This window comes from Streptomyces sp. HSW2009 (assembly GCF_040240285.1).
Classification (GTDB): domain Bacteria; phylum Actinomycetota; class Actinomycetes; order Streptomycetales; family Streptomycetaceae; genus Streptomyces.
Window position 1 is genome coordinate 1 of the sequence record NZ_JBEHZD010000015.1, and the last position, 25,714, is coordinate 25,714.

Genomic DNA, 25,714 nt, shown 5'->3' on the forward strand with positions numbered 1-25,714 from the left:
GCCCGCGCCAGTTGTGAAAACCCCCCCCCCCCCCCCGGGGCCCCCCCCCGCCCCCGCCCCGCGGCGCCCCCCCCCCGCGGCGGGGCGCCCCCGGCCCCGCCCGGCCCCGACCGGCCCCGCCCGGCGGCAGCCCGCGGCCACCCGCAGTCCCTCAGCGGCGCAGCAACTCCGCCACCTTGCCCCGTACCTCATCCGTGTCCAGACCGCGGATGGTCAGCGTGGTGCGGCGGCGCAGCACGTCGTCCACGGTCTCCGCCCACTCGTGGTCACGCGCGTAGACCGCCTGGGCCCAGATCTCCGGGCCCTCCGGGTGGATGCGCTCGCCCAGCGCCGGGTCGTCGGCGACCAGCCGGGCGATCTCGAAGGCCAGCGAGCCGTAGTGGGTGGCGAGTTGGCGCGCGGTCAGCGGGTCCATCCGCACGCCGGGCTCGCGGTCCACGAGCAGCCGGTGCGCGACCGCGTTCGGGTTGGCGATGCCGGGCAGCGGCACCCGGCGCGGGAGCTGCGACAGCGGTTCCATGTCCGCGGCGAGCGACCCGCCGGGCAGCTTGGCCAGCTTGTTGATGACGGTGCGGCCGATGTGCCGGTAGGTGGTCCACTTGCCGCCGGCCACCGACAGCATGCCGCCGCGGCCCTCGGTGACCACCGTCTCCCGCTTGGCGGACTCGGTGCCGCCCGGGCCGCCGGGCAGCACCCGCAGACCCGCGTACGCGTAGGTGATCAGGTCGCGCGTCAGGTGCTCGTCGCGGACCGAGAACGCGGCCTCCGCCAGAATCTGGTCGATGTCGGAATCGGTGGCCCGCACCTCGCCCGGGTCCCCCTCGTACGCCTCGTCGGTCGTGCCCAGCAGGAGCTGGTCCTCCCACGGCAGGGCGAAGGTGATGCGGTACTTGTCCACCGGCGTGGACATCGCGGCCTTCCACGGCGCCTTCCGCTTGAGCACCACGTGCGCGCCCTTGGAGAGCCGGATGCTGGGCGCCGCGCCGCCGTCCTCCATCCGCCGCAGGTGGTCGACCCAGGGGCCGGTGGCGTTGAGCACGATGCGCGCGTTCACGCCGAACTCGCTGCCGTCCAGGCCGTCCTGGAGGTCGGCGCCGGTGACCCGGCCGTGCGTGAAGCGCAACCCGGTGACCTTGGCGTGGTTGAGCACCACGGCGCCGGACTCGACTGCCGCGCGCACGGTCATCACCGCGACCCGCGAGTCGTTCATCTGGTGGTCGCCGAAGACGGCGACGGCCTTGAGGTTCTCGGTGCGCAGCGCCGGGTTGTCGGCGGCGGCCCGGCTGGGCGAGATGACCCGGCCGACGCCGTCGCCGAACGCGGAGAGCGCCGAGTACGCGAAGACGCCGGCGCCCAGCTTGGCGGCGCCGTGCGGCCCGCCCTTGTAGACCGGCAGGTAGAAGGTGAGCGGGTTGACCAGGTGCGGGGCCACGTCCTTGGCCAGCACCCGGCGCTCGTGGTGGTTCTCCGCGACCAGCTTGACCGCACCGGTCTGGAGGTAGCGCAGCCCGCCGTGGACCAGCTTGGAGGAGGCGGACGAGGTGGCGCCGGCGAAGTCACCGGCGTCCACCATGGCGACCCGCAGTCCGGACTGCGCGGCGTGCCAGGCCACCGAGGTGCCCAGGATGCCGCCGCCGATCACCAGGAGGTCGTACGTCGCGCTGGACAGCCGGTCCCGGGTTTCGGCGCGGTCCTGGCGCGGACCGGCAGCCGGGTGCGTTCCGGGCTCGGGGACGCTCTGCACGGTGGTCATGATTACTCCTCGTCCTCGATCCAGCCCATGGTCCGTTCGACGGCCTTGAGCCAGCTCTTGTACTCGCGGTCGCGTACGTCCGCATCCATACGGGGGGTCCACTCGGCGGCCCGGCGCCAGTTGGCGCGCAGTGCGTCGGTGTCCGGCCAGAAGCCGACGGCCAGACCGGCGGCGTAGGCCGCGCCGAGTGCGGTGGTCTCGGCGACCATGGGGCGCACGACGGGTGCGTCCAGGACGTCCGAGATGGTCTGCATGAGCAGGTTGTTGGAGGTCATTCCGCCGTCGACCTTGAGTGCGGTCAGCTCCACGCCGGAGTCCTTGGTCATCGCGTCCACGATCTCGCGGGTCTGCCAGGCGGTGGCCTCCAGGACGGCGCGCGCGATGTGCGCCTTGGTGACGTACCGGGTGAGCCCGGCGATCACCCCGCGCGCGGCCGCGCGCCAGTACGGGGCGAACAGGCCGGAGAAGGCGGGCACGAAGTAGGCGCCGCCGTTGTCGTCCACGGAGCTGGCGAGGGTCTCGATCTCGGCCGCGCTGTTGATCAGGCCCATCTGGTCGCGCATCCACTGCACCAGCGACCCGGTGACCGCGATCGACCCCTCCAGGGCGTAGACCGGGTCCTGGTCGCCGATCCGGTAGCCGACGGTGGTCAGCAGCCCGTTGTACGAGTTGACCGGCGCGTTGCCGGTGTTCATCAGCAGGAAGGTGCCGGTGCCGTAGGTGGACTTCGCCTCGCCCTTGGCGAAACAGGTCTGGCCGAACAGCGCGGCCTGCTGGTCGCCGAGCGCGGCGGCCACCGGCACGCCGTCCAGCGCGCCGCCCTTGGCCGTCCCGTACACCTCGGCGGAGGAGCGGATCTGCGGCAGCACCGCGGCCGGGATCTCCATCGAGGCCAGGATGCGCTCGTCCCAGTCGAGCGTGGCCAGGTTCATCAGCAGGGTGCGCGAGGCGTTGGTGACGTCGGTGACGTGGACGCCGCCGTCGGGGCCGCCGGTCAGGTTCCAGATGACCCAGGAGTCCATGGTGCCGAAGAGGATCTCGCCGGCCTCGGCGCGCTCGCGCAGGCCGTCCACGTGGTCGAGCAGCCAGCGGATCTTGGGGCCGGCGAAGTAGGAGGCGAGCGGCAGGCCGGTCTCGCGGCGGAACCGGTCGGGGCCGACGTTGCGGCCCAGTTCCTTGCACAGCCCGTCGGTCCTGGTGTCCTGCCAGACCAGCGCGTTGTGCACCGGCTCGCCGGTGTTCTTGTCCCACAGCAGGGTCGTCTCGCGCTGGTTGGTGATGCCGATCGCCCGGACGTCGGCGCCGGTGATGCCGGCCTTGGCGACGGCGCCCGCGGTGACCTCCTGGACGTTGGTCCAGATCTCGGCGCCGTCGTGCTCGACCCAGCCGGGCTTGGGGAAGATCTGCTCGTGCTCCTTCTGGTCGACCGCGACGATGCGGCCGTCCCGGTCGAAGACGATGCAGCGGCTTGAGGTGGTGCCCTGGTCGATGGAGGCGATGAACGGGCCGTGGCCGTGCGAGGCGGCGCCCGGGGCCGAGCTGTAGTCCTGGGTGTCGGTCATGGTGTGCGGCTCCTGCGGAAGTGACGTCGGTGGGCGGGGCGTTAGGCGAAGGCGAGTTCGTAGAGTCCGCCGGCGAGCGCCCCACCAGCAAGGGGGCCGACGACGGGAATCCAGGCGTAGCCCCAGTCCGAACCGCCCTTGTTGGGCAGCGGCAGCAGGGCGTGCACCAGGCGCGGGCCGAAGTCGCGCACCGGGTTGATGGCGTACCCGGTGGGCCCGCCGAGCGAGAGCCCGAGGCCGACCACGACCAGCGAGGTCATCAGGGCGCCGGTGCCCGAGACGCCGAGCCCCTCGGTCAGTCCCTGGGTGAGGATGGCGAGCACCAGGACGGTGGTGGCGATGATCTCGGTGGCCAGGTTCTGGACGACGTTGCGGATCTCCGGGCCGGTGCAGAAGATGCCGAGCACCGGGCCCGCGGCGGGGGCGGCCGACTGGTCGACGAGACCTTCCTGCCCGCCCTGGTCGCCGATGACCTCGGGGTCGGTCAGATGGGCCTGGAAGTGGCCGTAGTAGCTGACCCAGACCAGGACGGCGCCGATCATCGCGCCGAGGAGTTGCGAGGCCACGTACAGCGGTACGTCGCTCCACTGGGTGCCGCCCGCGCCGCCCTTGATGGCCAGGCCGACGGTGACCGCCGGGTTCAGGTGCGCTCCGCTGACCCCGCCCGCGATGTACGCGCCGGTCAGCACGGCGAAGCCCCACCCGAAGGTGATGGCGAGCCAGCCCGCGTTGAGTGCTTTCGACCGCTTGAGCGTGACGGCGGCGACCACGCCGCCGCCGAGCAGGATCAGGACGGCGGTTCCGATGGTTTCGCCGATGAAGATGTCGGAGCTGGACACCCGCGACTCCTTTGTCGTTCGTCCAGGAAAGGCGAACCCCGGGTCCCTTCCGGAGGTTCGCGCGCTCGGTGAGCGCGTTTGGCCGGCCCGTGACGTTGCCCACCATAGCGAATACTGTCGTTAGGTGTTCGACAATGCCGACCGGTGAACGGCAGTTTTCTCGACGCCTTCCACCTCGTCAAGAGTCCTGTGACTCAAAACTCGCGGGTAAGTGACTGTTGAGTACGGGGTGGTTAGCCCTACCCGGCCGCGCCCGCCGGAACCCGCCGGTACGCCGCGCGTACCCCCGGATCGGCGACGCGCCACCGCCGCATGGCCCCGCAGGGGCCCGCGCGCGGGCGGGCGTTTTGGGCTTGCCGGCGCGGGGGCTCCGTACGGGGGTGGGGGTACGGCCAGGGCGGGCCGCCGGACGGGGGCCTCCCGGCCGGTGCGTACGTGGGAGCGGCGCCGCGATCGGCTCGTACGGGGCGACCAGCCGTCGCGGTGGTCGAACTGCGTACGCGGAGGCTTGGCGGTGGGGCGGATGGTCGGCTGGGGCGGGGTGGGCCGGGGCTGACCCGGCCCCGGCTGATCCGGCTGGGCCCGTACGCCCTAGAAGCGCCCGGCCCCCAGGTCGCGGGAGACCGCTCGGGCGCAGTCGCGCACGGCCGCGACCAGCTCCGGCCGGAGCGTGCCGTCCGCGCACACCCGCTCCACGGCGCCGGTGACGCCGACCGCGCCCACCGGCATCCGGCGCCGGTCGTGGATGGGGGCGGCGAGCGAGGCCACGCCGTCCCAGGTCTCCTCCACGTCGGCAGCCCAGCCGCGCGCCCTGACCAGGTCGAGGACGCCCTCGAACTCCTTGAGCTCGGTCACCGTGCGCGCCGTGTACGACCGGCGTTCGCCCTCGACGGCCTCGGTGTGGGCCACCGGGTCGCAGGCGGCGAGCACCTTGCCGAGCGCCGTGCTGTGCAGCGGCTGCATCGCGCCCACCTCAAGCACCTGGCGGCTGTCGTCGGGCCGGAAGACGTGGTGCACGATCAGCACCCCCTGCTGGTGCAGGACCCCCAGGTAGACGCTTTCGCCGCTGGCCCGCGCCAGGTCGTCGGCCCACACCAGGGCGCGGGCGCGCAGCTCGTGGACGTCGAGGTAGCTGTTGCCGAGCCGCAGCAGTTCGGCGCCCAGTTGGTAGCGTCCGGACGCCGGGTCCTGCTCGACGAAACCCTCCTGCTGGAGCGTGCGCAGGATGCCGTGCGCGGTGCCCTTGGCCAGGCCGAGGGAGGTGGCGATCTCGGAGAGGCCGAGCCTGCGCTCGCCGCCCGCCAGCAGCCGGAGCATCGCCGCCGCGCGCTCCAGCGACTGGATGGTCCGTGCCATCGCGCAACCTCCTCAGGTCCAGTACCTACGGTTCGACAATGCTGAACACTATCGGCCCATGTCGACCTGCGGATACTGAGCAACGGAGCGGAGCACGTCGAGATTCGGCCGTTGATCCCGCCCCGTACCGTCCCGTCACACGGGACGTCCGGCGCCACTTCGGCACTGAGGGCTAGGCTGGCCGGGTGCGCCTTCCACCGGAAGACGCAAAGCCGACAGCCGTCGCACCTCAGGGAGAGCACGCCCATGGCCTCGTACACGCCATCGTCCACCAGCACCGACCGCGTCCGCGCCCTGCGCGAGGCCCTGGCCACCCGAGTGGTGGTCGCGGACGGCGCCATGGGCACGATGCTCCAGGCGCAGGACCCCAGTCTCGACGACTTCCAGCAGCTCGAAGGCTGCAACGAGATCCTCAACGTCACCCGCCCCGACATCGTGCGCAGCGTCCACCAGGAGTACTTCGCCGTCGGCGTGGACTGTGTGGAGACGAACACCTTCGGCGCCAACTTCTCCGCGCTCGGCGAGTACGAGATCGCCGACCGGATCTACGAGCTCTCCGAGGCGGGCGCCCGCATCGCCCGTGAGGTCGCCGACGAGTTCGCCGCCGACGGCCGGCCCCGCTGGGTGCTCGGCTCGATGGGCCCCGGCACCAAGCTCCCCACCCTCGGCCACGCCCCGTACGAGGCGCTGCGCGACGCGTACCAGGAGAACGCCGCCGGGCTGATCGCCGGTGGCGCCGACGCGCTGCTCGTCGAGACCACCCAGGACCTGCTCCAGACCAAGGCGTCCGTCATCGGCGTCAAGCGCGCGCTGGCCGCCGCCGGCGTGGACCTGCCGCTGCTGGTCCAGGTCACCGTCGAGACCACCGGCACCATGCTGCTCGGCTCCGAGATCGGCGCCGCGCTCACCGCGCTCGAACCGCTCGGCATCGACATGATCGGCCTCAACTGCGCCACCGGCCCCGCCGAGATGAGCGAGCACCTGCGCTACCTGGCCCGGCACGCGCGCACCCGGGTCTCCGCGATGCCCAACGCCGGTCTGCCCGTGCTCGGCAAGGACGGCGCGCACTACCCGCTCAGCCCGGTGGAGCTGGCCGACGCGCACGAGGTCTTCGTCCGCGAGTACGGGCTCTCGCTGGTCGGCGGCTGCTGCGGCACCACGCCCGAGCACCTGCGCCAGGTGGTCGAGCGGGTCCGGGACATGACGCCCACCGAGCGCGACCCGCACCCCGAGCCCGGCGCCGCCTCGCTCTACCAGACCGTCCCCTTCCGCCAGGACACCTCCTACCTGGCGATCGGCGAGCGCACCAACGCCAACGGCTCCAAGAAGTTCCGCGAGGCCATGCTGGAGGGCCGCTGGGACGACTGTGTGGAGATGGCCCGCGACCAGATCCGCGAGGGCGCCCACCTGCTCGACCTGTGCGTGGACTACGTGGGCCGGGACGGCGCCGCCGACATGCGCGAGCTGGCCGGCCGCTTCGCCACCGCCTCCACGCTCCCCATCGTGCTCGACTCCACCGAGGTCGACGTCATCCGCGCCGGGCTGGAGAAGCTGGGCGGCCGGGCCGTCATCAACTCGGTCAACTACGAGGACGGCGCGGGCCCCGAGTCCCGCTTCGCCCGCGTCACCGCGCTGGCCCAGGAGCACGGCGCGGCGCTGATGGCGCTCACCATCGACGAGGAGGGCCAGGCCCGCAGCGTCGAGCACAAGGTCGCCATCGCCGAGCGGCTGATCGAGGACCTGACGACCAACTGGGGCATCCAGGAGTCGGACATCCTCATCGACTGCCTCACCTTCACCATCTGCACCGGGCAGGAGGAGTCCCGCAAGGACGGCCTGAACACCATCGAGGCCATCCGCGAACTCAAGCGCCGCCACCCCGACGTGCAGACCACGCTGGGCCTGTCGAACATCTCCTTCGGCCTCAACCCGGCCGCCCGCATCGTGCTCAACTCCGTATTCCTCGACGAGTGCGTCAAGGCCGGCCTGGACTCGGCGATCGTGCACGCCTCCAAGATCCTGCCGATCGCCCGGCTGGACGAGGAGCAGGTCAAGACGGCGCTCGACCTCATCTACGACCGGCGCGCGGAGGGCTACGACCCGCTCCAGCGCCTCCTGGAGCTCTTCGAGGGCGCCACCGCCAAGTCGCTCAAGGCCAGCAAGTCCGAAGAGCTGCTGAGCCTGCCGCTCGAAGAGCGACTCCAGCGCCGCATCATCGACGGCGAGCGCAAGGGCCTGGAAGCCGACCTGGACGAGGCGCTCACCTCCCGACCGGCGCTCGACATCGTCAACGACACGCTGCTCGCCGGCATGAAGGTGGTCGGCGAACTCTTCGGCTCCGGCCAGATGCAGTTGCCCTTCGTCCTCCAGTCCGCCGAGGTGATGAAGAACGCGGTGGCCCACCTGGAGCCGCACATGGAGAAGTCGGACGCGGAGGGCAAGGGCACCATCGTGCTCGCGACCGTACGCGGCGACGTCCATGACATCGGCAAGAACCTGGTGGACATCATCCTGTCCAACAACGGCTACAACGTGGTCAACCTGGGCATCAAGCAGCCCGTCTCGGCGATCCTGGAGGCCGCTGAGGAGCACCGGGCCGACGTGATCGGCATGTCGGGGCTGCTGGTGAAGTCCACCGTGATCATGAAGGAGAACCTCCAGGAGCTCAACCAGCGCAAGCTGGCCGCCGACTACCCGGTCATCCTCGGCGGCGCCGCCCTCACCCGCGCCTACGTCGAGCAGGACCTGTACGAGATCTACGAGGGCGAGGTCCGCTACGCCAGGGACGCCTTCGAGGGGCTGCGGCTGATGGACGCGCTGATCGCGGTCAAGCGCGGCGTGCCCGGCGCGACCCTGCCCGAGCTGCGCCAGCGCCGGGTCGCCAAGCGCGCGGTCGAGGTCGCCGAGCCGGAGCCCGACGAGGGCCAGGTCCGTTCCGACGTGGCCGTCGACAACCCGGTGCCCGAGCCGCCGTTCTGGGGCACCCGGGTGGTCAAGGGCATCCAGTTGGTCGACTACGCCTCCTGGCTGGACGAGGGCGCGCTCTTCAAGGGCCAGTGGGGCCTGAAGCAGGCGCGCACCGGCGAGGGTCCGACGTACGAAGAGCTGGTGGAGACCGAGGGCCGGCCCCGGCTGCGCGGCTGGCTGGACAAGCTGCGCTCGGAGAACCTGCTGGAGGCGGCCGTGGTCTACGGCTACTTCCCCTGCGTGTCCAAGGGCGATGACCTGGTGCTGCTGCACGAGGACGGCACCGAGCGCACCCGCTTCACCTTCCCGCGGCAGCGCCGTGGCCGGCGGCTGTGCCTGGCCGACTTCTTCCGCCCGGAGGAGTCCGGCGAGCGGGACGTGGTCGGGCTCCAGGTCGTCACCGTCGGCTCCAAGATCGGCGAGGCGACGGCCGAACTGTTCGCGGCCAACTCCTACCGCGACTACCTGGAGCTGCACGGCCTGTCGGTGCAGCTCGCCGAGGCGCTGGCGGAGTACTGGCACGCCCGGGTGCGCGCCGAACTCGGCTACGCCGGCGAGGACCCGGACTCGGTGCAGGCCATGTTCGACCTGAAGTACCGCGGCGCCCGCTTCTCGCTCGGCTACGGTGCCTGCCCCGACCTGGAGGACCGCGCGAAGATCGCCGAACTCCTCGAACCCGAGCGGATCGGTGTGAAGCTGTCGGAGGAGTTCCAGCTCCACCCGGAGCAGTCCACGGACGCGATCGTCATCCACCACCCGGAGGCGAAGTACTTCAACGCCCGCTGACGGCCACCACGGGTGCCAGGCGCCCGACACCGGACGCGTGGCCGAGCGCCCGGCACTTGGACCTTTGACGTCCGGTGCCGGGCGCTCTGCTGCTGTTTCGACCGCGGGGCGGGCCGGGGGCTGCCCGGGCCCGCGCCGGGGCCGGGGCCGTGCTGGTGGTGCGGCAGGTGTCTGCCCGGGCGCGGCTGGCTGCGCTGCCGGGCCCGTACGTGTCTGCTGGTGGCCGGCTGGCTGTAGTGCTGGCTGGTCCGTGGCGTAGGTGTCCGCCGGCGCTCGGCTGGCCGTACTGCCGGGCCCGTACGCGTCTGCCCGTATGCGGCCGGCCGTACCGCTCGCCGCCCGTAGCCGGCTGGCGGCCTGCACGGGGCTGCCTGGCGGGCGTGCGCGGGCGGCCGTCCCCCGTCCGGCGGAGTGCGGCCCGGTGGGACCAAGACCGGCTGGGGCGAGCCGGGCCCGGCGCTCGGACACGCGCGGGCGACGCGCGTGGGGTCCGTGGCGGGAGCCACCGAGTGGGGCCGAGCCGTGAGATATCCGGGCGCGCCCGGCGTGCGCCGGACGTACACTTATCGGTCCAGTACAGCCGGTCATCCTCTGCCCAACGGAGAGTGACCGGCTCCCTTGTCCTCGCGGGGCCTTCCCGCCGGGCACGGCCCGCTGAGGGCCACGCGTCACGGAGGTGGATGGATGACCAGTAGCATCCCCGCGGTCGACACGCCGGCGGGGGCGGAGTCGGCCCCGGCGCTGGAGGGCGTGCTGCTCGACATGGACGGCACGCTGGTGGACACCGAGGGCCTGTGGTGGGCGGCGGAGGCCGCGATCTTCGCGGAGCTCGGGCACGTGCTGGACGAGGCGGACCGCGCGGTCGTCGTCGGCGGCCCGATGACCCGCAGCGCCACCTATCTGATCGAGACCACCGGCGCCGCCATCACGCTCGACGCGTTGATCCCGCTGCTCAACACCCGTTTCACGGAACTGATCGCGGGCAGCGTGCCGCTGATGCCGGGCGCCCGGCGCCTGTTGACCGAACTGACCGCGCACGGTGTGCCGACCGCGCTGGTCTCCGCCTCGCACCGGCGGATCATCGACCAGATATTGCGGTCGCTGGGTCCCGAGCACTTCGCGCTCACCGTCGCCGGCGACGAGGTCGAGCGGACCAAGCCGTACCCGGACCCCTATCTGCTCGCCGCCGCCGGCCTCGGCGCCGATCCCCGGCGCTGCGTCGTCATCGAGGACACCGCGACCGGCGTGGCGGCTGCCGAAGCCGCCGGCTGCCCGGTGCTCGCGGTGCCGTCCGTCGCCCCCATCGAGCCCGCGCCCGGCCGTACGGTCGCGCCGTCGTTGCTCCAGGTGGACCTGGCGTTCCTGCGCACCCTGATCGCCCCGCGCGAGCAGGTCGGGATGCCGATTCCGTAATCGTTCGGTCGCATGTCGTATTCCCGTGGCGGACGGTGCGTCATATCCGCGGGACGTAGCGCAAAGGGATAGCGGAACTCGGGGAAATGATCTTCCTTGGGTGAGGTAATGCTTACCGCCCCAACGGGCCGCGCGGGTGCGGCACTTCACGATTGCCCGCGCGGCCCCGGTCGATCGGTGGCCGTGGGTCGGTTACGGAAATTGATCACGGCATATGCAGTGCGTACGCGGTCGGCTTGTGGAATGCGCTGATCGAATTCCGCTTAGCCCCGGGCCGCTCTGACCGGGTCGTAAACGGGCGTCACGACGTGATCGTTGGCGTGACATATCTCACCGAACTGGCCGTCGACAGGTCGTCGTTGGGTGTGCTGACGGGAAGATTTGGGCGGTTTGGCGCGCGGCCTTGTGTCCCGATTGGACCTCTCTCGTACGAATCGTTCTGCGTTGCGCATATCCCGCGCCGGGGCGGCGTTATGGTGCCGAGATATCTGCCCAACTCCGCCGCCTTCCAGTAATGCTGGGGTCGCCTACTAATGTCTTCCGGAGAACTTCAGCACAACCCCCGTAGCCTGCTGGCCAAACAGCGATAGGGCCCCGGGTTTCGATGGTAGGGAGACCCCCGAGAATGAACCGTAAGGCGATGGTGTTGCCCGCGATGGTGGGCCTGCTGACATCCGTTCTCGCGGGCTGCGGGGATGCCGATGGGGCGGGCTCCGACGGCGACTCGATCGTCGTGGGGAGTAACGACCTGATCGAGGCGACCGACGGCGCCCCGGCGCCGCTCGACCCGGCCCAGGCGTACGACGTCGGTGCGTGGAGCCTCATGCACAACGTCTTCCAGACGCTGCTGCGCATGCCGCGCTCGGGCAACCAGCCGGTGCCCGACGCCGCGCAGACCTGCGGGTTCCAGGACAAGCAGAGCGAGCAGTTCCGCTGCACCCTGCGGTCCGGGCTGACCTTCGCGAACGGCAACGCGCTCACCGCGCAGGACGTCGTCTTCTCCTTCCAGCGCACCCAGGCCATCGACTACAAGAACGGCCCGCTGTCGCTGACCAGCAACATCGACAAGGTCGAGGCCGCCGGCGAACTGGAAGTCGTCTTCCACCTCAAGTCGCCCGACGCCACCTTCCCGCACAAGCTCGCCACCCCCGCCGCCGCCCTGCTCGACAGCGACGACTACGCCAAGGACAAGCTCAGGTCCGGCTTCGACGTCACCGGCTCCGGCCCGTACACGCTGCGCACCGAGACCCGCGACCGCCGGCTGACCAAGGCCGTCTTCACCAAGAACCCCAAGTACCAGGGCGCGGTCGAGGTCAGGAACAGCAAGGTCGAGCTGAAGTTCTTCGCCGAGGCGAAGGACATGCAGAAGGCGCTGGACAAGGGCGAGGTGAGCACGGTCAACCGGACGCTCGCCCCGGAGCAGGTCGTCCGGCTGCGCGACACCAACCAGAGCGACGTCAAGCTGACCGAGTCGTCGGGGCAGGAGATTCGTTACCTCGCCTTCAACACCGACGACTCCTCGGTGCGCAGCAAGGCGGTCCGGCAGGCGATGGCCCAGCTCGTGGACCGACAGGCACTGACCCGGGACGTCTACCGGCGCACCACCGTCCCGCTGTACTCGCTGGTGCCGACGGGCACCTCGGCCCACACCAACTCCTTCTACAACAGCTACGGCGAGCCCAGCGTCAGCAAGGCCAAGAAGATCCTGCGCGACGCCGACATCACCACGCCGGTCGAGGTGACGCTCTCCTACTCGTCGGAGCACTACGGCACGGTCACCACCAAGGAGTTCCAGGCGCTGCGGCAACAGCTCAACGACAGCGGGCTGTTCAAGGCGAAGATCCAGGACATCCCGTGGGGCACCTACCGCCCGGCGGCTGCCGAGGGCAAGTACGCGGTGTACGGCATGGGCTGGTACCCCGACTTCCCGGACCCCGACAACTACGTCGCCCCCTTCTTCGGCCCCGGCAACTTCCTCAACTCGCCCTACCGGAACTCCACGATCGAGAACGTGCTGATCCCGCGCACCCGGCAACAGGGCCAGCGCACCCTGGCCGTGCGGGACTTCCAGCACGTACAGAACATCGTCGCGGACGAGGTGCCGGTGCTGCCGCTGTGGCAGGGCAAGCAGTACGTGGCGACCCGGGACGGCATCACCGGAGCGGAGTGGTCGGTCGACGACGCGGGCAAGCTCCGCCTCTGGGAGCTGGGCCGCGGCGTCAAGGACTGACGCCCCCGACACCGGGCCGCCGAACCCCCGGCCCCGCAGCGTTTCGGCGCTGTGCCGACTCCCGGCCTCCCGGCGCTTCGACACCGTGCGCACCCGGCCCCGCAGCATCGAAGCGCTGCGGGGCCGGGTGCGTCACGGCGTTATTGCGCTGGTGGGCGGCGGGCAGCCACTCCTGCCGGCGGGGGGAGAGGGGCGGGGGAACACGCCGATGGGGGCCACGGCAGGGCCCTGCCGGCAGGTGGTGCCGGCAGGTGGTGCCGGTGCCCGGCACCGACTGGGCGCCGGCCGCCTGCGGCGCCGCTCCTGCTACTGCGCTCCCGGCCGGACCAGACCGCTCTCGTACGCGTACACCGCCGCCTGCACCCGGTCCCGCAGGCCGAGCTTGGTGAGGACGTGGCCCACGTGGGTCTTGACCGTGGTCTCGCTGACGAACAGATCGGCGGCGATCTCCGCGTTGGACAACCCGCGGGCCACCAGCTTGAGGACCTCGACCTCGCGGTCGGTCAGGGTGTGCAGCGTGTCGGGCACCTGCTCCTCGCCCGACGGCAGGTGATCCGCGTACTTGTCCAGCAGCCGACGGGTGACGCTGGGGGCCAGCATGGCCTCGCCCGCGGCCACCACCCGGATCGCCTGCACCAGCTCGTTGGCCGGCGCGTCCTTCAGCAGGAAGCCGCGGGCCCCGGCGCGCAGCGCCTCCACCACGTACTCATCGAGGTCGAAGGTGGTCAGCACCAGCACCTTGGCCGGCCCGTCCCGCCCGGGACCGGTGATCTGCCGGGTGGCCTCCACCCCGTCCATCCGGGGCATCCGGATGTCCATCAGGACGACGTCCGGCTGGAGGGCCCTGACCTGGTCCAGGGCCTGGAGGCCGTCGCCGGCCTCGCCCACGACCGCGAGGTCCTGCTCGGCCTCCAGGATCATCCGGAAGCCGGTGCGCAGCAGCGGCTGGTCATCGACGAGCAGGACGCGGATAGCCACGGGATCTCCTTCGTTAGACCTGGCCCATTCTGCCCTGACCCGCCGGGTCGGACTGCGCGGGGATGACCTTGAGGGGGTACGGCGGGGGAGTGCCGCCGAACTCGGGGCACACCGCCTGGTGGTCGCACCAGCCGCACAGCTTGGTCTGCCGCGGCTGCCAGTTCCCCGTCTCGGTCGCCTCCCGAATCGCCGCCCACAGCGCCAGCAGCTTGCGTTCGAGCGCCAGCAGCTCCGCCGCCTCCGGGTCGTACGTCAGCACGTCGCCACTGCCCAGGTAGACGAGCTGGAGCCGCTTGGGCACCACGCCGCGCAGCCGCCACAGCACCAGCGCGTAGAACGTCATCTGGAACAGCGCGTCGCCCCGGTACTGCGGGGACGGCGCCCGGCCCGTCTTGTAGTCGACCACGCGCACCTCCCCGGTGGGCGCCACGTCCACCCGGTCGATGTAGCCGCGCAGCGTCAGGCCCGACTCCAGCTCCGTCTCCACGTACAGCTCGCGCTCGGCGGGCTCAAGCCGGGTCGGGTCCTCCAGCGTGAACCACCGCTCGACGAGCTGCTCCGCCTCGCGCAGCCAGCCCGCCATCCGCTCCGTGTCCTGACCGCCGTCGTCGGTCGCGAACAGCGCGGCGAGCTCCGGCTTCGCGGCCAACAGCCGCTCCCACTCGCCGGGCACCATCGACCGCGCCCGCGGCGCCGTACGGTCGGCCGCGGGGGAGTCGAAGAGCCGCTCAAGGACGGCGTGCACCACCGTGCCCCGGGTGGCGGCCGGGCTCGGCTTCTCCGGCAACTTGTCGATCACGCGGAAGCGGTACAGCAGCGGGCAGCGCATGAAGTCCGCCGCCCGCGACGGCGACAGCGAAGACGACAGCGACGCCCGGGACGCCGCCCGACCCGGCCGCCCCGTCTGGTCCGTACGTTCCGTCTGCTCCGTGGTTCCCATGGCGCCGACCTTACGGCCCCGCACTGACAATCGAGGCGACCGGCCGCCGGCGGACCACACGGGGCCCGTGCATCACCCCCAGCCCCACCGGGCATGCGCCCTGTGAACGGCATCCACCGCCCGGACCCCGCACCGGCGACCCCCCTGTGGGGTCACGTACGGACAAGGGCGCGGGGCCCCGTGCGGGTAAAGGGGGAGCCGAGGCCGAGCGAAGCGCAGGCAGACGCATACCATCGACGGCAGAACACCTCACGCCAGATGGCCGCGCGGCAGCGTCGGCGGCACGAGGAACGCACAGACGAGAGGACACCGTGGACAACAGCGGGCAGCGGCAGTCCGGCAGCGGGGGGCCGGACCACCCGACCGAGCCCGGGGACCGCAAGCCCGAGCGGCCCAAGGAGGTCGGCGGCGGCTTTTTGATGGGCCGGCCGTTCGGCGTTCCGGTCTACGTCGCGCCGAGCTGGTTCCTGGTGGCGGCCCTGATCACCTGGGTGTTCGGCGGCCAGCTCGACCGCGTACTACCGGAGCTCGGCACCGCGCGCTACCTGGTCTCGCTCTTCTTCGCCATCGCCTTCTACGCTTCGGTCCTGGTGCACGAACTGGCCCACACGGTGGCCGCCCTGCGCTTCAAACTGCCGGTGCGCCGCATCCAGTTGCAGTTCTTCGGCGGCGTCTCGGAGATCGAGAAGGAGTCGGAGACGCCCGGGCGCGAGTTCGTCCTCGCCTTCGTCGGACCGCTGCTCTCGCTGGTCCTCGCCGGCCTGTTCTACCTGGGCATGCAGACCGTGGAATCGGGCACCGTACCGGGCGTGCTGCTCGCCGGCCTGATGATCTCCAACCTGATCGTGGCCGCCTTCAACCTGCTGCCCGGCCTGCCGCTGGACGGCGGGCGGATGCTGCGGGCCGTGGTCTGGAAGATCAGCGGCAAGCCGATGACCGGCACCATCGCCGCCGCCTGGACCGGCCGCGCGCTCGCGGTCGCGGTGCTGATCGGCCTGCCGCTGATCACCCACTCCGGCGGCTTCGGCGACACCGACGGCTTCGGCAGTGTGGACTCCCTCACCGATGCGCTGCTCGCCGCCATCCTGGCCGCCATCATCTGGACCGGCGCCGGCAACAGCCTGCGGATGGCCAGGCTCCGCGAGCGCCTCCCGGACCTGCGGGCCCGCGCCCTCACCCGGCGCGCGGTGCCGGTCACCGCCGACACCCCGCTCTCCGAGGCGCTGCGCCGTGCCAACGAGGCCGGGGCCAGGGCGCTGGTCGTGGTCGACGGCCAGGGCGCCCCGACCGCCCTGGTCCGCGAGGCCGCCATCGTCGGCATCCCCGAACACCGCCGCCCCTGGGTCGCGGTCAGCGGCCTCGCCCAGGACCTCAAGGAGGGCATGCGCGTCTCCGCCGAGCTGACCGGCGAACAACTCCTGGAGACCCTGCGGGCCACCCCCGCCACCGAATACCTGGTCGTCGAGGAGACCGGCGAGATCTACGGGGTGCTCTCCACCGTCGATGTCGAGCGCGCCTTCATGGCCGCGATGGCCCGCCCCTTCTAGCCCCAGGGCCCCGCCCCGGCTGGTCCGCCCGCCCCCCTGCTGGTCCGGCTGCGTTCCCGGACCGCTCCGTACGCGTCCGTGCGCGCCCGATCACCGCCGTACGCGCGGTGGGCCGCCCGCACCCCAGGCCCCCGCAGGCTCGCCCCGGCCTCCCGGGACCGGGCCCGCACCGGGCCCCTGCCGGGGCCGGTCGGCGGTCCCGCGTCAGACCGGTAGGCTGGTCACATGTCCGAACCGACCGGTGCCGCCCGCCGTCGCGGGCCCTTCCAGGTCGGGGACCAGGTCCAGCTCACCGACCCCAAGGGACGCCCCTACACCTTCACGCTCGAAGCCGGGAAGAGCTTCCACACCCACAAGGGTGCCTTCCCGCACGACGAGCTGATCGGTGCTCCCGAGGGCAGTGTTGTCCGTACCACCGGGAACGTCGCCTACCTCGCGCTGCGCCCGCTGCTCCCCGACTACGTCCTGTCCATGCCGCGCGGAGCCGCCGTGGTCTACCCCAAGGACGCGGGGCAGATCCTGGCGATGGCCGACATCTTCCCCGGGGCCCGGGTCGGCGCGGCGGGGGGGGGTTCCGGCTCGCTCAGCAGCTTCCTGCTGCGCGCCATCGGCGACCAGGGCATGCTGCACTCCTACGAGCGCCGCGCCGACTTCGCCGAGATCGCCACCCAGAACGTCGAGCGCTACTTCGGCGGACCGCACCCCGCCTGGCAGCTCACCGTCGGCGACCTCCAGGACAACCTGTCGGACACCGATGTCGACCGGGTCATCCTGGACATGCTGGCGCCCTGGGAGTGCCTGGAGGCCGTCTCCAAGGCGCTGGTGCCCGGCGGCATCCTGTGCGCGTACGTCGCCACCACCACCCAGCTCGCCCGCACCGTCGAGGCGATCCGGGAGCACGGCACCTTCAACGAGCCGTCGGCCTGGGAGACCATGGTCCGCACCTGGCACGTGGAGGGCCTGGCCGTCCGCCCCGACCACCGCATGATCGGGCACACCGGCTTCCTGCTCACCGCCCGCCGCCTGGCCGACGGGGTCGAGCCGCCGCTGCGCCGCCGTCGCCCGGCCAAGGGCGCGTACGGCGAGGACTACACCGGCCCCGGTCGCGACCAGACCGCCGGCCGGGCGGGCAGCCGGGCGGAGGGTTCCACCGCCGGCTCGGCGGGCACGGACGCCGAGTCCGCGGCGACCGACGCCTGATCCGCCGGTCCCACCGGCGCGACCAGCCCCACCGGCCCGGCCGCGGCCACCCGGCCACCCCCGGCGCACGGAACCACCGTGCGCGCCCGGCGCGCACGGCGCATCGGTAGGGGGCTGACGCTCCACTGTGAACTACCCGGCGCCGCCGACGACTTCCCACCGGGGAACCGTCGGCGGCGCCGCTTCGTTCTCCGGGTGCCGCCGTCCCTCACCCGGCTGTATCCGCCGGCTGTGACGTGTGGCACCATGCTGGCCACCCCCGACGCCACGACGCTCACAGGAGTTATCCGCGTGCAGCCCTCGGCAGGCCCTGCGTCCACCCCTTCGCCCGCTGCGGCGGTCCCCGGACCTGGCCTCCCTCACACCCGCACCCGCTGGGTGCACTGGATCACCACCGCGCTCGCCCTCGGAGCCGTCGTCACCGGCGCGATCGCCTTCCAACCCTCGGACGCCAAGGCGACCCCCGAGGCCGCCGCGCCCCCACCACCGAGCCCGGTGCCGGCCCCGGACGCCCGCGCCGTCGCCTATCCGTTGGAGTGCGGGCCGGCCCCGGTGGACGTCGTACGCCACGCCTCGGGCGACCTGGACGGCGACGGACGCCCGGAGACCGTGGCCGTGGTCCGCTGTCACGCGGAGGCGGGCACTCCGCCCAGCGGGATCTACGTGGTGGCTGCCGCGCGCAACTCCGCGGGCAAGCAAGGGTCCAAGCCGCGGGTGGTGAGCACCTTCCTCAAACCGACCGAGAAGATGAGCGTGCAGCGCCTCGTGGTGGTCGACGGCACGGTTTCGGCCACCTTGGTGGGCTACTCATCGCTGGACGTCCCGCGCTGCTGCCCGGACCTCCAGCGGGACGTCAACTGGCGCTGGCGCAACGGCAAGTTCGAGCTGAAGGCGGCCCCCGTCCCGGGCAGCGTGTGACCCACCCACCGCTCGGGGTGGGACCCACCCACCACCCTGAGCACCCCCACCCAACCGCCACCACCCACCCACCACGCCGAGCCCGACCCACCCGGCGTGCGCCGCCCCCGACCCACCCACGGGCCCCGTACGACACGAGCAACCCGCGCGCTCCCACCCACCCGGCACCGGAACGCCCCGGCCGACAACCACGCGGTCGGCAGACACCCGCCCCGGCGGCAACCCCACGGGAAGCACACCCGGCCCGCCCCGACCGACAGCCACCACCCACGGCACGGCCGGTCACGGCACACACCCGGGCACAGCCCCACAGTCACGCCCGCTGCCGGCCACAGCCCCCACCCACGAGAGCCCCGCCGAAGCGGTCCCGCCAGCCCGGCAGCAGCCACTGCCGTACGTCGCCGGTCAACCGCCACCACGCCGCTGAGCTGCGCAAACGTAAGGGGGGAACAGGAAGAAGGGCGCGCCGGGGAGCGGGAGCGTCCGGCGCCGCGCGGGGAAAGTGGATCAGGCCGCGTCGGGCCCGTACACCTCGACCTTGTCGGCCACCCGTCGTACGTGGATGCAGTCGCCTGGGCACTCCTTGGCCGAGTCCCGGACGTCGATGAGCAGCGGCAGCGGCACCGGGGCCGTCGCACCGGGAGCGGACAGCAACTCGGCCTCCTCGCCCGCGGGCGCAGGCGCCTTGACGTACGCCAGGCCGTCGATGTCGAGCTCGAAGACCTCCGGCGCGTACTGGGCACAGATGCCGTCGCCGGTACACAGGTCCTGGTCGATCCACACCTCAAGGGCCTCGGATGCGGCGGCCGTCGTTTCGGTGTCGGAGACCTCGTCGTGCGCGGTGTTCTGCGCGGTCATTTCGCCTGCCGTTCCTGCGCGGGTGAACCAATTGAAGCCAGCCCTGACGGGTGTTGACCATCTCGACCATACAACCGCCCGCTTTCGGATGTTGTTGGGTGGGTATTCAGCAGGCGAGAGGACGTGCGCAAGGGTGAAGATCGGACACACCCCGAACGGTTTGTGATCTAGGGGTTTCAACCTGCACCGGCCCAGGTAGGGTCTGGAAGCGTCCAGCTCCCCTTGGAGGAGGTGAGGACCGTGGCAGCCCACGACGACGACATCAACCGCGGCATCCGGCCGGGGCGGGGGTCTGAGGACCCAGCCGGCCAGGTTGCCTATCTAGAGCAGGAAATCGCCGTCCTGCGACGTAAGCTCGCCGACTCTCCGCGGCACACGAGGATTCTCGAAGAGCGGATCGTCGAGTTGCAGACCAACCTCGCAGGCGTGTCCGCACAGAATGAGCGGCTCGCCAATACCCTCCGTGAGGCGCGCGATCAGATCGTGGCGCTCAAGGAGGAGGTCGACCGGCTGGCCCAGCCACCGGCCGGCTTCGGGGTCTTCCTGCATCAGAACGAGGACGGCACGGCGGACATCTTCACCGGAGGACGGAAACTCCGGGTCAATGTCAGCCCCAGCGTCGATCTCGACGAGCTCAGGCGTGGCCAGGAGGTCATGCTCAACGAGGCGCTCAACGTGGTCGAGGCCATGGCCTTCGAGCGCGCCGGGGACATCGTCACCCTCAAGGAGATCCTTGAGGACGGCGAGCGGGCCCTGGTGGTCGGGCACACCGACGAAGAACGCGTGGTGCGACTGGCCGAGCCGCTGCTCGACGTGACGATCAGGCCGGGCGACGCCCTGCTGCTTGAGCCGCGCTCGGGGTATGTGTACGAGGTCATTCCGAAGAGCGAGGTCGAGGAGCTCGTCCTCGAAGAGGTCCCCGACATCGACTACACCAAGATCGGCGGCCTGGGGAACCAGATCGAGCTGATCAGGGACGCGGTCGAGCTCCCGTACCTCTACCCCGACCTCTTCAAGGAGCACGAACTCCGGCCGCCCAAGGGCGTGCTGCTCTACGGCCCGCCCGGCTGCGGCAAGACGCTGATCGCCAAGGCCGTCGCCAACTCCCTTGCCAAGAAGGTCGCCGAGGTGACCGGCAAGCCGGCGGGCAAGAGCTTCTTCCTCAACATCAAGGGGCCGGAGCTGCTCAACAAGTACGTCGGCGAGACCGAGCGGCACATCCGGCTGGTCTTCCAGCGGGCCAGAGAGAAGGCCAGCGAGGGCACGCCGGTCATCGTCTTCTTCGACGAGATGGACTCGCTGTTCCGCACCCGTGGCTCCGGCGTCAGCTCGGACGTGGAGAACACCATCGTCCCCCAGTTGCTCTCCGAGATCGACGGTGTGGAGGGCCTGGAGAACGTCATCGTCATCGGTGCATCCAACCGCGAGGACATGATCGACCCGGCGATCCTGCGGCCGGGCCGACTCGACGTGAAGATCAAGATCGAGCGGCCGGACGCGGAGGCCGCCAAGGACATCTTCTCGAAGTACCTCACGGCCACCCTGCCGGTGCACACCGACGACCTGGCCGAACACGGCGGATCGCGGCAGGCAGCCGTCAGCGGCATGATTCAGTCGGTCGTCGAGCAGATGTATGCGGAATCCGAGGAGAACCGGTTCCTTGAGGTCACCTACGCCAATGGTGACAAGGAAGTCCTGTACTTCAAGGACTTCAATTCCGGCGCGATGATCCAAAACATCGTCGACCGGGCCAAGAAGATGGCCATCAAGGCATTCCTCGACCACGACCAGAAGGGCCTTCGGGTCTCCCATCTGCTCGCCGCCTGCGTGGACGAGTTCAAGGAGAACGAGGACCTGCCGAACACCACGAATCCGGACGACTGGGCCCGGATTTCCGGAAAGAAGGGCGAGCGGATCGTCTTCATCCGTACGCTCGTCACCGGAAAGCAGGGGGCGGACACGGGTCGGTCCATCGACACCGTGGCCAACACCGGCCAGTACCTGTAAGAACCGCGCTCCGGCTGCGGATGTCCTATCCCCGTCTCGGCGGGGACCCTGGGGGCGTCCGCAGCCGGATGCTTTTCTCCGGCCGGTCGGCGAACGAACGACCGGAGCAATGACCGTAATGATCTCCCCAGCGCCGCTCAGCCGTTCTAGGCTCTTCGTACCGCAGCGCCGCGGGTGGGGATCGGGCACCGCATACGCACCGGATGCGCAGCGGTACTTGAGCGCCGACCTGACCGGTGGGCGCCGCCGGGCAAGGAGGGCCGCATGACCGTACGGCGAGTAATGGGCATCGAGACGGAGTACGGGATCTCCGTCCCCGGCCACCCGAACGCCAATGCCATGCTCACCTCGTCCCAGATCGTCAACGCCTACGCGGCGGCGATGCACCGGGCGCGGCGCGCCCGCTGGGACTTCGAGGAGGAGAACCCGCTGCGGGACGCCCGCGGCTTCGACCTCGCCCGCGAGACGGCGGACTCCAGCCAGCTCACGGACGAGGACATCGGCCTGGCCAACGTCATCCTCACCAACGGTGCACGGTTGTACGTGGACCACGCCCACCCCGAGTACAGCGCGCCCGAGGTCACCAACCCCAGGGACGCCGTGCTGTGGGACAAGGCGGGCGAGCGGATCATGGCCGAGGCCGCCGAGCGCGCCGCCGCGCTGCCCGGTGCCCAGCCGATCCACCTGTACAAGAACAACACCGACAACAAGGGCGCCTCCTACGGCACCCACGAGAACTACCTGATGAAGCGGGCGACGCCGTTCTCGGACATCGTTCGCCACCTCACCCCGTTCTTCGTCTCCCGGCAGGTGGTCACCGGCGCCGGCCGGGTCGGCATCGGGCAGGACGGGCACGACCACGGCTTCCAGATCAGCCAGCGCGCGGACTACTTCGAGGTCGAGGTGGGCCTGGAGACGACGCTCAAGCGCCCGCTGATCAACACCAGGGACGAGCCGCACGCGGACGCCGAGAAGTACCGCAGGCTGCACGTGATCATTGGCGACGCCAACCTCTCCGAGATCTCGACGTACCTCAAGCTGGGCACCACCGCGCTGGTGCTCTCCATGATCGAGGACGGGTTCATCGCCGTCGACCTCGCCGTCGACCAACCGGTCCGTACGCTGCACCAGGTCTCGCACGACCCCACCCTGCGACAGTTGATCACGCTGCGTAGCGGGCGCACGCTGACCGGGGTGCAGCTCCAGATGGAGTACTTCGAGCTGGCGCACAAGTACGTGGAGGATCGGTACGGCGCTGACGCGGACGAGCAGACCAAGGACGTCCTCGCGCGCTGGGAGGACGTGCTCGGCCGGCTGGAACGCGATCCGATGAGCCTGGCGGGCGAGCTGGACTGGGTCGCCAAGCGCGAGCTGCTGGAGGGCTACCGGCGCCGCGACGGCCTGGACTGGGAGGCGGCCAGGCTGCACCTGGTGGACCTCCAGTACGCGGACGTACGCCCCGACAAGGGCCTGTACAACCGGCTGGCGGCGCGCGGCAAGATGACCCGCCTGCTGGACGAGGCCGAGGTCGAGCGAGCCGAGCGCAAGCCGCCGGAGGACACCAGGGCGTACTTCCGCGGGCGCTGCCTTGAGCAGTACGCCGACGACGTGGCGGCGGCGTCCTGGGACTCGGTGATCTTCGATCTGCCGGGCCGCGACTCACTGCAACGGGTGCCCACGCTTGAGCCGCTGCGCGGCACCCGCAACCACGTCAAGGAGCTCCTGGACCGCTGTCGCACCGCCGAGGACCTGGTCCGGGTGCTGTCGGGCGGCTGAGCGGGTCTGAGACCTGGGTGATCAGGGAATCATCGAGGTGGTTCTCGAACGTTGTAGCAAGTACGGGCCCGATGTCGGGCCCGGCTTGTAGGGTCTGATCTTGTACGTCGAACCGAGCGGGGTGAGGGATATGGCGACCAAGGACACCGACGGTGGGCAGCAGCGAGCGACGCGTTCCAAGGAGGAGGTCGACGAGCAGGCCCAGGACGCGCAGGCCGCTGAGGACCTGAAGGAGCGGCAGGAGAAGCTCTCGGACGACGTGGACTCCGTACTGGACGAGATCGACGACGTCCTGGAGGAGAACGCCGAAGACTTCGTGCGGTCCTTCGTGCAAAAGGGCGGCCAGTAGGCCGTCCGTAGCTGATCGACCCTTCTGATGAGGGGCACGGGCCCGCTTCGCCGCGGGCCGCGGTGGCGACGGCCGGGTGAGGTCTTGGTGTTCCTCCCGGCCGTTTCCGCCACACATGTGGATCAACGTCATGGGACGGGTAGGGTCCCGGACGTACGGTGCTTCAACCGCGATGTGGCCATGGGGACGTTGAGGTGGCCCGGGGGGCTCGCCGCCGGGCCTTCGCATATCTGGAAGGAAACTTGTGGAAGCCAACACTCGTATCACTGGGCGTCTACCTGCACCCTTCCTGACGCCCGGGTCCTCCTCGTTCATGGACTTCCTCGGCGACCACGCGCCCGAGTTGCTGCCGGGCAACCGCCCGCTGCCCGAGGTGCGCGGCGCCATCGAGGCCCCGCACGGGACGACGATCGTGGCGGCCACCTTCGCCGGCGGCGTGGTGCTCGCCGGTGACCGCAGGGCCACGATGGGCAACGTCATCGCCCAGCGCGACATCGAGAAGGTCTTCCCGGCCGACGAGTACTCGGCGGTGGGCATCGCCGGCACGGCCGGGCTCGCCGTCGAGATGGTCAAGCTCTTCCAGTTGGAGCTGGAGCACTTCGAGAAGGTCGAGGGCGTCCAGCTCTCCCTGGAGGGCAAGGCCAACCGGCTCTCGACCATGATCCGCGGCAACCTCGGCATGGCGATGCAGGGCCTGGCCGTGGTGCCGCTGTTCACCGGCTGGGACGTGGACCGCGGCAAGGGCCGCATCTTCTCGTACGACGTCACCGGCGGGCGCTCCGAAGAGCACGGCTTCGCGGCCACCGGCTCGGGCTCGGTCTTCGCCCGCGGCGCGCTCAAGAAGCTCTACCGCGCCGACCTGACGGAAGAGCAGGCCGCCACCGCTGTGGTGCAGGCGCTCTACGACGCGGCGGACGACGACTCCGCCACCGGTGGGCCCGACCTGGCCCGGCGCATCTACCCGATCGTCACCGTCATCACCGACGAGGGCTTCAGGCGCCTCGCCGAGTCCGAGGTGTCCGCCATCGCGCGGGCCGTCTACGACCGGCGACTGCAACAGCCGGACGGCCCTCGGGCCGACGTCCTCTGACGGACAGGGAAGGTCCGCCCATGCATTCGCCACTGACAGAAAGGGACGGATAGCCGGTGTCGACGCCGTTCTATGTCTCACCCCAGCAGGCCATGGCCGACCGCGCCGAGTACGCCCGCAAGGGCATCGCGCGGGGCCGTAGCGTCGTCGTGCTCCAGTACACCGACGGCATCGTCTTCGTGGCCGAGAACCCGTCCAGGGCGCTGCACAAGGTCAGCGAGATCTACGACCGGATCGCCTTCGCGGCGGTCGGCAAGTACAACGAGTTCGAGAACCTGCGCATCGGCGGGGTGCGCTACGCGGACCTGCGCGGCTTCACGTATCACCGTGAGGACGTGACGGCCCGCGGCCTCGCCAACGTCTACGCGCAGACGCTCGGCACCATCTTCTCCAGCAACGCCGAGAAGCCGTACGAGGTCGAGCTGATCGTCGCCGAGGTCGGACCAGGACCGGAGGACGACCAGATCTATCGCCTCCCGCATGACGGTTCGATCGTGGACGAGCACGGTTCGGTGGCCGTCGGTGGCAACTCCGATCAGATCGGTAGCTACCTCGATCAGCGGCACCGTGACGGCATGACCCTCGGCGAGGCGCTGAAGCTCGCCGTGGAGTCGCTCTCGCGCGACAACAACGGCGGCGAGCGCAGCCTGACCGCCGAGCAGCTAGAGGTCGCGGTGCTCGACCGGACCCGCCCCCAGCAGCGCAAGTTCAAGCGCCTGCTCGGCAGCCAGCTCGCCCGGCTGCTTGAGGAGGACGGCGCGGACGCCCCGGCGGCCGACGACGCCGCGGACGGGTCCACGGCCGATGAGGATGCGGCCGGAGCCGCGGACGAGGCGTCCGAGGACAAGCCGGCCGGCAAGCCGGCGGGCAAGGCGAAGGGCGCCGCCAAGGGGGCCGCCGACAAGGCGGCGGACAAGGCCCCGAAGGGCGAAGCGGACGCGGCGGACCAGGACGACGCGGCGGAGTAGCCCGTGGCGGGCCGCAACCCGCAACCACCGTCCGGCGCCCCGGCACACGGCTCACCCCGTGTGCCGGGGCGCCGTGTCGTGCGGTCCCGCCGGGTGGCTGGGCGGTGCCTGGGCGGGGCGGCCCTGGCCGGGGGGTGGCTGCCGGGGGGGCGGGGCGCCTCGTCGTCGGGGCCGCCT

General features: G+C 71.0%; 18 protein-coding genes. 11 read left to right on the top strand and 7 right to left on the bottom strand.

Translation table 11 applies throughout. From position 1 onward, the window contains the following. Positions 1–151: 151 nt before the first annotated feature. From AAHZ94_RS02305 to AAHZ94_RS02320, 4 genes are all read right to left on the bottom strand, one after another. Positions 152–1,753, bottom strand: a complete 1,602-nt coding sequence (locus AAHZ94_RS02305; RefSeq protein ID WP_349990131.1) for a glycerol-3-phosphate dehydrogenase/oxidase — start codon at positions 1,751–1,753, stop codon at positions 152–154. Positions 1,754–1,755: 2 nt separating this feature from the next. Next, entirely contained in the window at positions 1,756–3,315 is a 1,560-nt protein-coding gene (gene glpK, locus AAHZ94_RS02310; RefSeq protein WP_349990132.1) for a glycerol kinase GlpK, read from the bottom strand. Between the two features lie 41 nt (positions 3,316–3,356). Continuing rightward, entirely contained in the window at positions 3,357–4,154 is a 798-nt protein-coding gene (locus AAHZ94_RS02315) for an MIP/aquaporin family protein (RefSeq protein ID WP_349990133.1), read from the bottom strand. Positions 4,155–4,745: 591 nt separating this feature from the next. After that, positions 4,746–5,510, bottom strand: coding sequence for an IclR family transcriptional regulator (locus AAHZ94_RS02320; RefSeq protein ID WP_349990134.1), 765 nt, complete (start codon positions 5,508–5,510; stop codon positions 4,746–4,748). Positions 5,511–5,756: 246 nt separating this feature from the next. Here AAHZ94_RS02320 and metH point away from each other — a divergent pair, with 246 nt between their 5' ends. From metH to AAHZ94_RS02335, 3 genes are all read left to right on the top strand, one after another. After that, positions 5,757–9,263, top strand: a complete 3,507-nt coding sequence (gene metH, locus AAHZ94_RS02325) for a methionine synthase (RefSeq protein WP_349990135.1) — start codon at positions 5,757–5,759, stop codon at positions 9,261–9,263. A 684-nt stretch (positions 9,264–9,947) separates the two neighbouring features. Beyond that, a complete protein-coding gene (locus AAHZ94_RS02330) occupies positions 9,948–10,676 on the top strand; it encodes an HAD family hydrolase (protein WP_349990136.1) in 729 nt (242 codons plus the stop codon). 625 nt (positions 10,677–11,301) lie between these two features. Continuing rightward, positions 11,302–12,906, top strand: a complete 1,605-nt coding sequence (locus tag AAHZ94_RS02335) for an ABC transporter substrate-binding protein (RefSeq protein ID WP_349990137.1) — start codon at positions 11,302–11,304, stop codon at positions 12,904–12,906. A 306-nt stretch (positions 12,907–13,212) separates the two neighbouring features. On the opposite strand, the gene AAHZ94_RS02340 is transcribed toward AAHZ94_RS02335, so the two are convergent. Together AAHZ94_RS02340 and AAHZ94_RS02345 are read right to left on the bottom strand one after the other, a co-directional pair. Further along, positions 13,213–13,884 (bottom strand): response regulator, encoded by a 672-nt coding sequence (locus AAHZ94_RS02340; protein ID WP_349990138.1) that lies wholly within the window; start codon positions 13,882–13,884, stop codon positions 13,213–13,215. Positions 13,885–13,897: 13 nt separating this feature from the next. After that, positions 13,898–14,824 carry a RecB family exonuclease gene (locus AAHZ94_RS02345; RefSeq protein ID WP_349990139.1) on the bottom strand — a complete coding sequence of 309 codons (927 nt, stop codon included), beginning with the start codon at positions 14,822–14,824 and terminating at the stop codon, positions 13,898–13,900. Between the two features lie 146 nt (positions 14,825–14,970). Here AAHZ94_RS02345 and AAHZ94_RS02350 point away from each other — a divergent pair, with 146 nt between their 5' ends. From AAHZ94_RS02350 to AAHZ94_RS02360, 3 genes are all read left to right on the top strand, one after another. After that, positions 14,971–16,371, top strand: coding sequence for a site-2 protease family protein (locus tag AAHZ94_RS02350; protein WP_502964562.1), 1,401 nt, complete (start codon positions 14,971–14,973; stop codon positions 16,369–16,371). Between the two features lie 225 nt (positions 16,372–16,596). Beyond that, complete coding sequence (locus tag AAHZ94_RS02355) at positions 16,597–17,571, top strand: tRNA (adenine-N1)-methyltransferase (RefSeq protein WP_349990141.1); 975 nt, start codon at positions 16,597–16,599, stop codon at positions 17,569–17,571. A gap of 291 nt (positions 17,572–17,862) precedes the next feature. After that, positions 17,863–18,489, top strand: a complete 627-nt coding sequence (locus AAHZ94_RS02360; RefSeq protein WP_349990142.1) for a hypothetical protein — start codon at positions 17,863–17,865, stop codon at positions 18,487–18,489. A 507-nt stretch (positions 18,490–18,996) separates the two neighbouring features. Here AAHZ94_RS02360 and AAHZ94_RS02365 read toward each other — a convergent pair. Then, positions 18,997–19,347, bottom strand: a complete 351-nt coding sequence (locus tag AAHZ94_RS02365) for a ferredoxin (RefSeq protein ID WP_349990143.1) — start codon at positions 19,345–19,347, stop codon at positions 18,997–18,999. 240 nt (positions 19,348–19,587) lie between these two features. Between AAHZ94_RS02365 and arc the strand changes: the two genes are divergently transcribed. The 5 genes from arc (at position 19,588) to prcA (ending at position 25,537) form a co-directional block, all read left to right on the top strand. Further along, positions 19,588–21,354: a proteasome ATPase gene (arc, locus tag AAHZ94_RS02370; RefSeq protein ID WP_349990144.1), complete on the top strand. Its 1,767-nt coding sequence runs from the start codon at positions 19,588–19,590 to the stop codon at positions 21,352–21,354. A gap of 264 nt (positions 21,355–21,618) precedes the next feature. Then, a complete protein-coding gene (gene dop / locus AAHZ94_RS02375) occupies positions 21,619–23,130 on the top strand; it encodes a depupylase/deamidase Dop (protein ID WP_349990145.1) in 1,512 nt (503 codons plus the stop codon). Positions 23,131–23,260: 130 nt separating this feature from the next. After that, the gene (locus AAHZ94_RS02380; RefSeq protein ID WP_176164861.1) at positions 23,261–23,479 is read left to right on the top strand and encodes a ubiquitin-like protein Pup; all 219 of its coding nucleotides are present in this window, start codon (positions 23,261–23,263) and stop codon (positions 23,477–23,479) included. A gap of 244 nt (positions 23,480–23,723) precedes the next feature. Next, a complete protein-coding gene (prcB, locus tag AAHZ94_RS02385) occupies positions 23,724–24,569 on the top strand; it encodes a proteasome subunit beta (RefSeq protein WP_349990146.1) in 846 nt (281 codons plus the stop codon). A 56-nt stretch (positions 24,570–24,625) separates the two neighbouring features. After that, positions 24,626–25,537 carry a proteasome subunit alpha gene (gene prcA / locus AAHZ94_RS02390; protein ID WP_349990147.1) on the top strand — a complete coding sequence of 304 codons (912 nt, stop codon included), beginning with the start codon at positions 24,626–24,628 and terminating at the stop codon, positions 25,535–25,537. Positions 25,538–25,714: the final 177 nt, after the last annotated feature.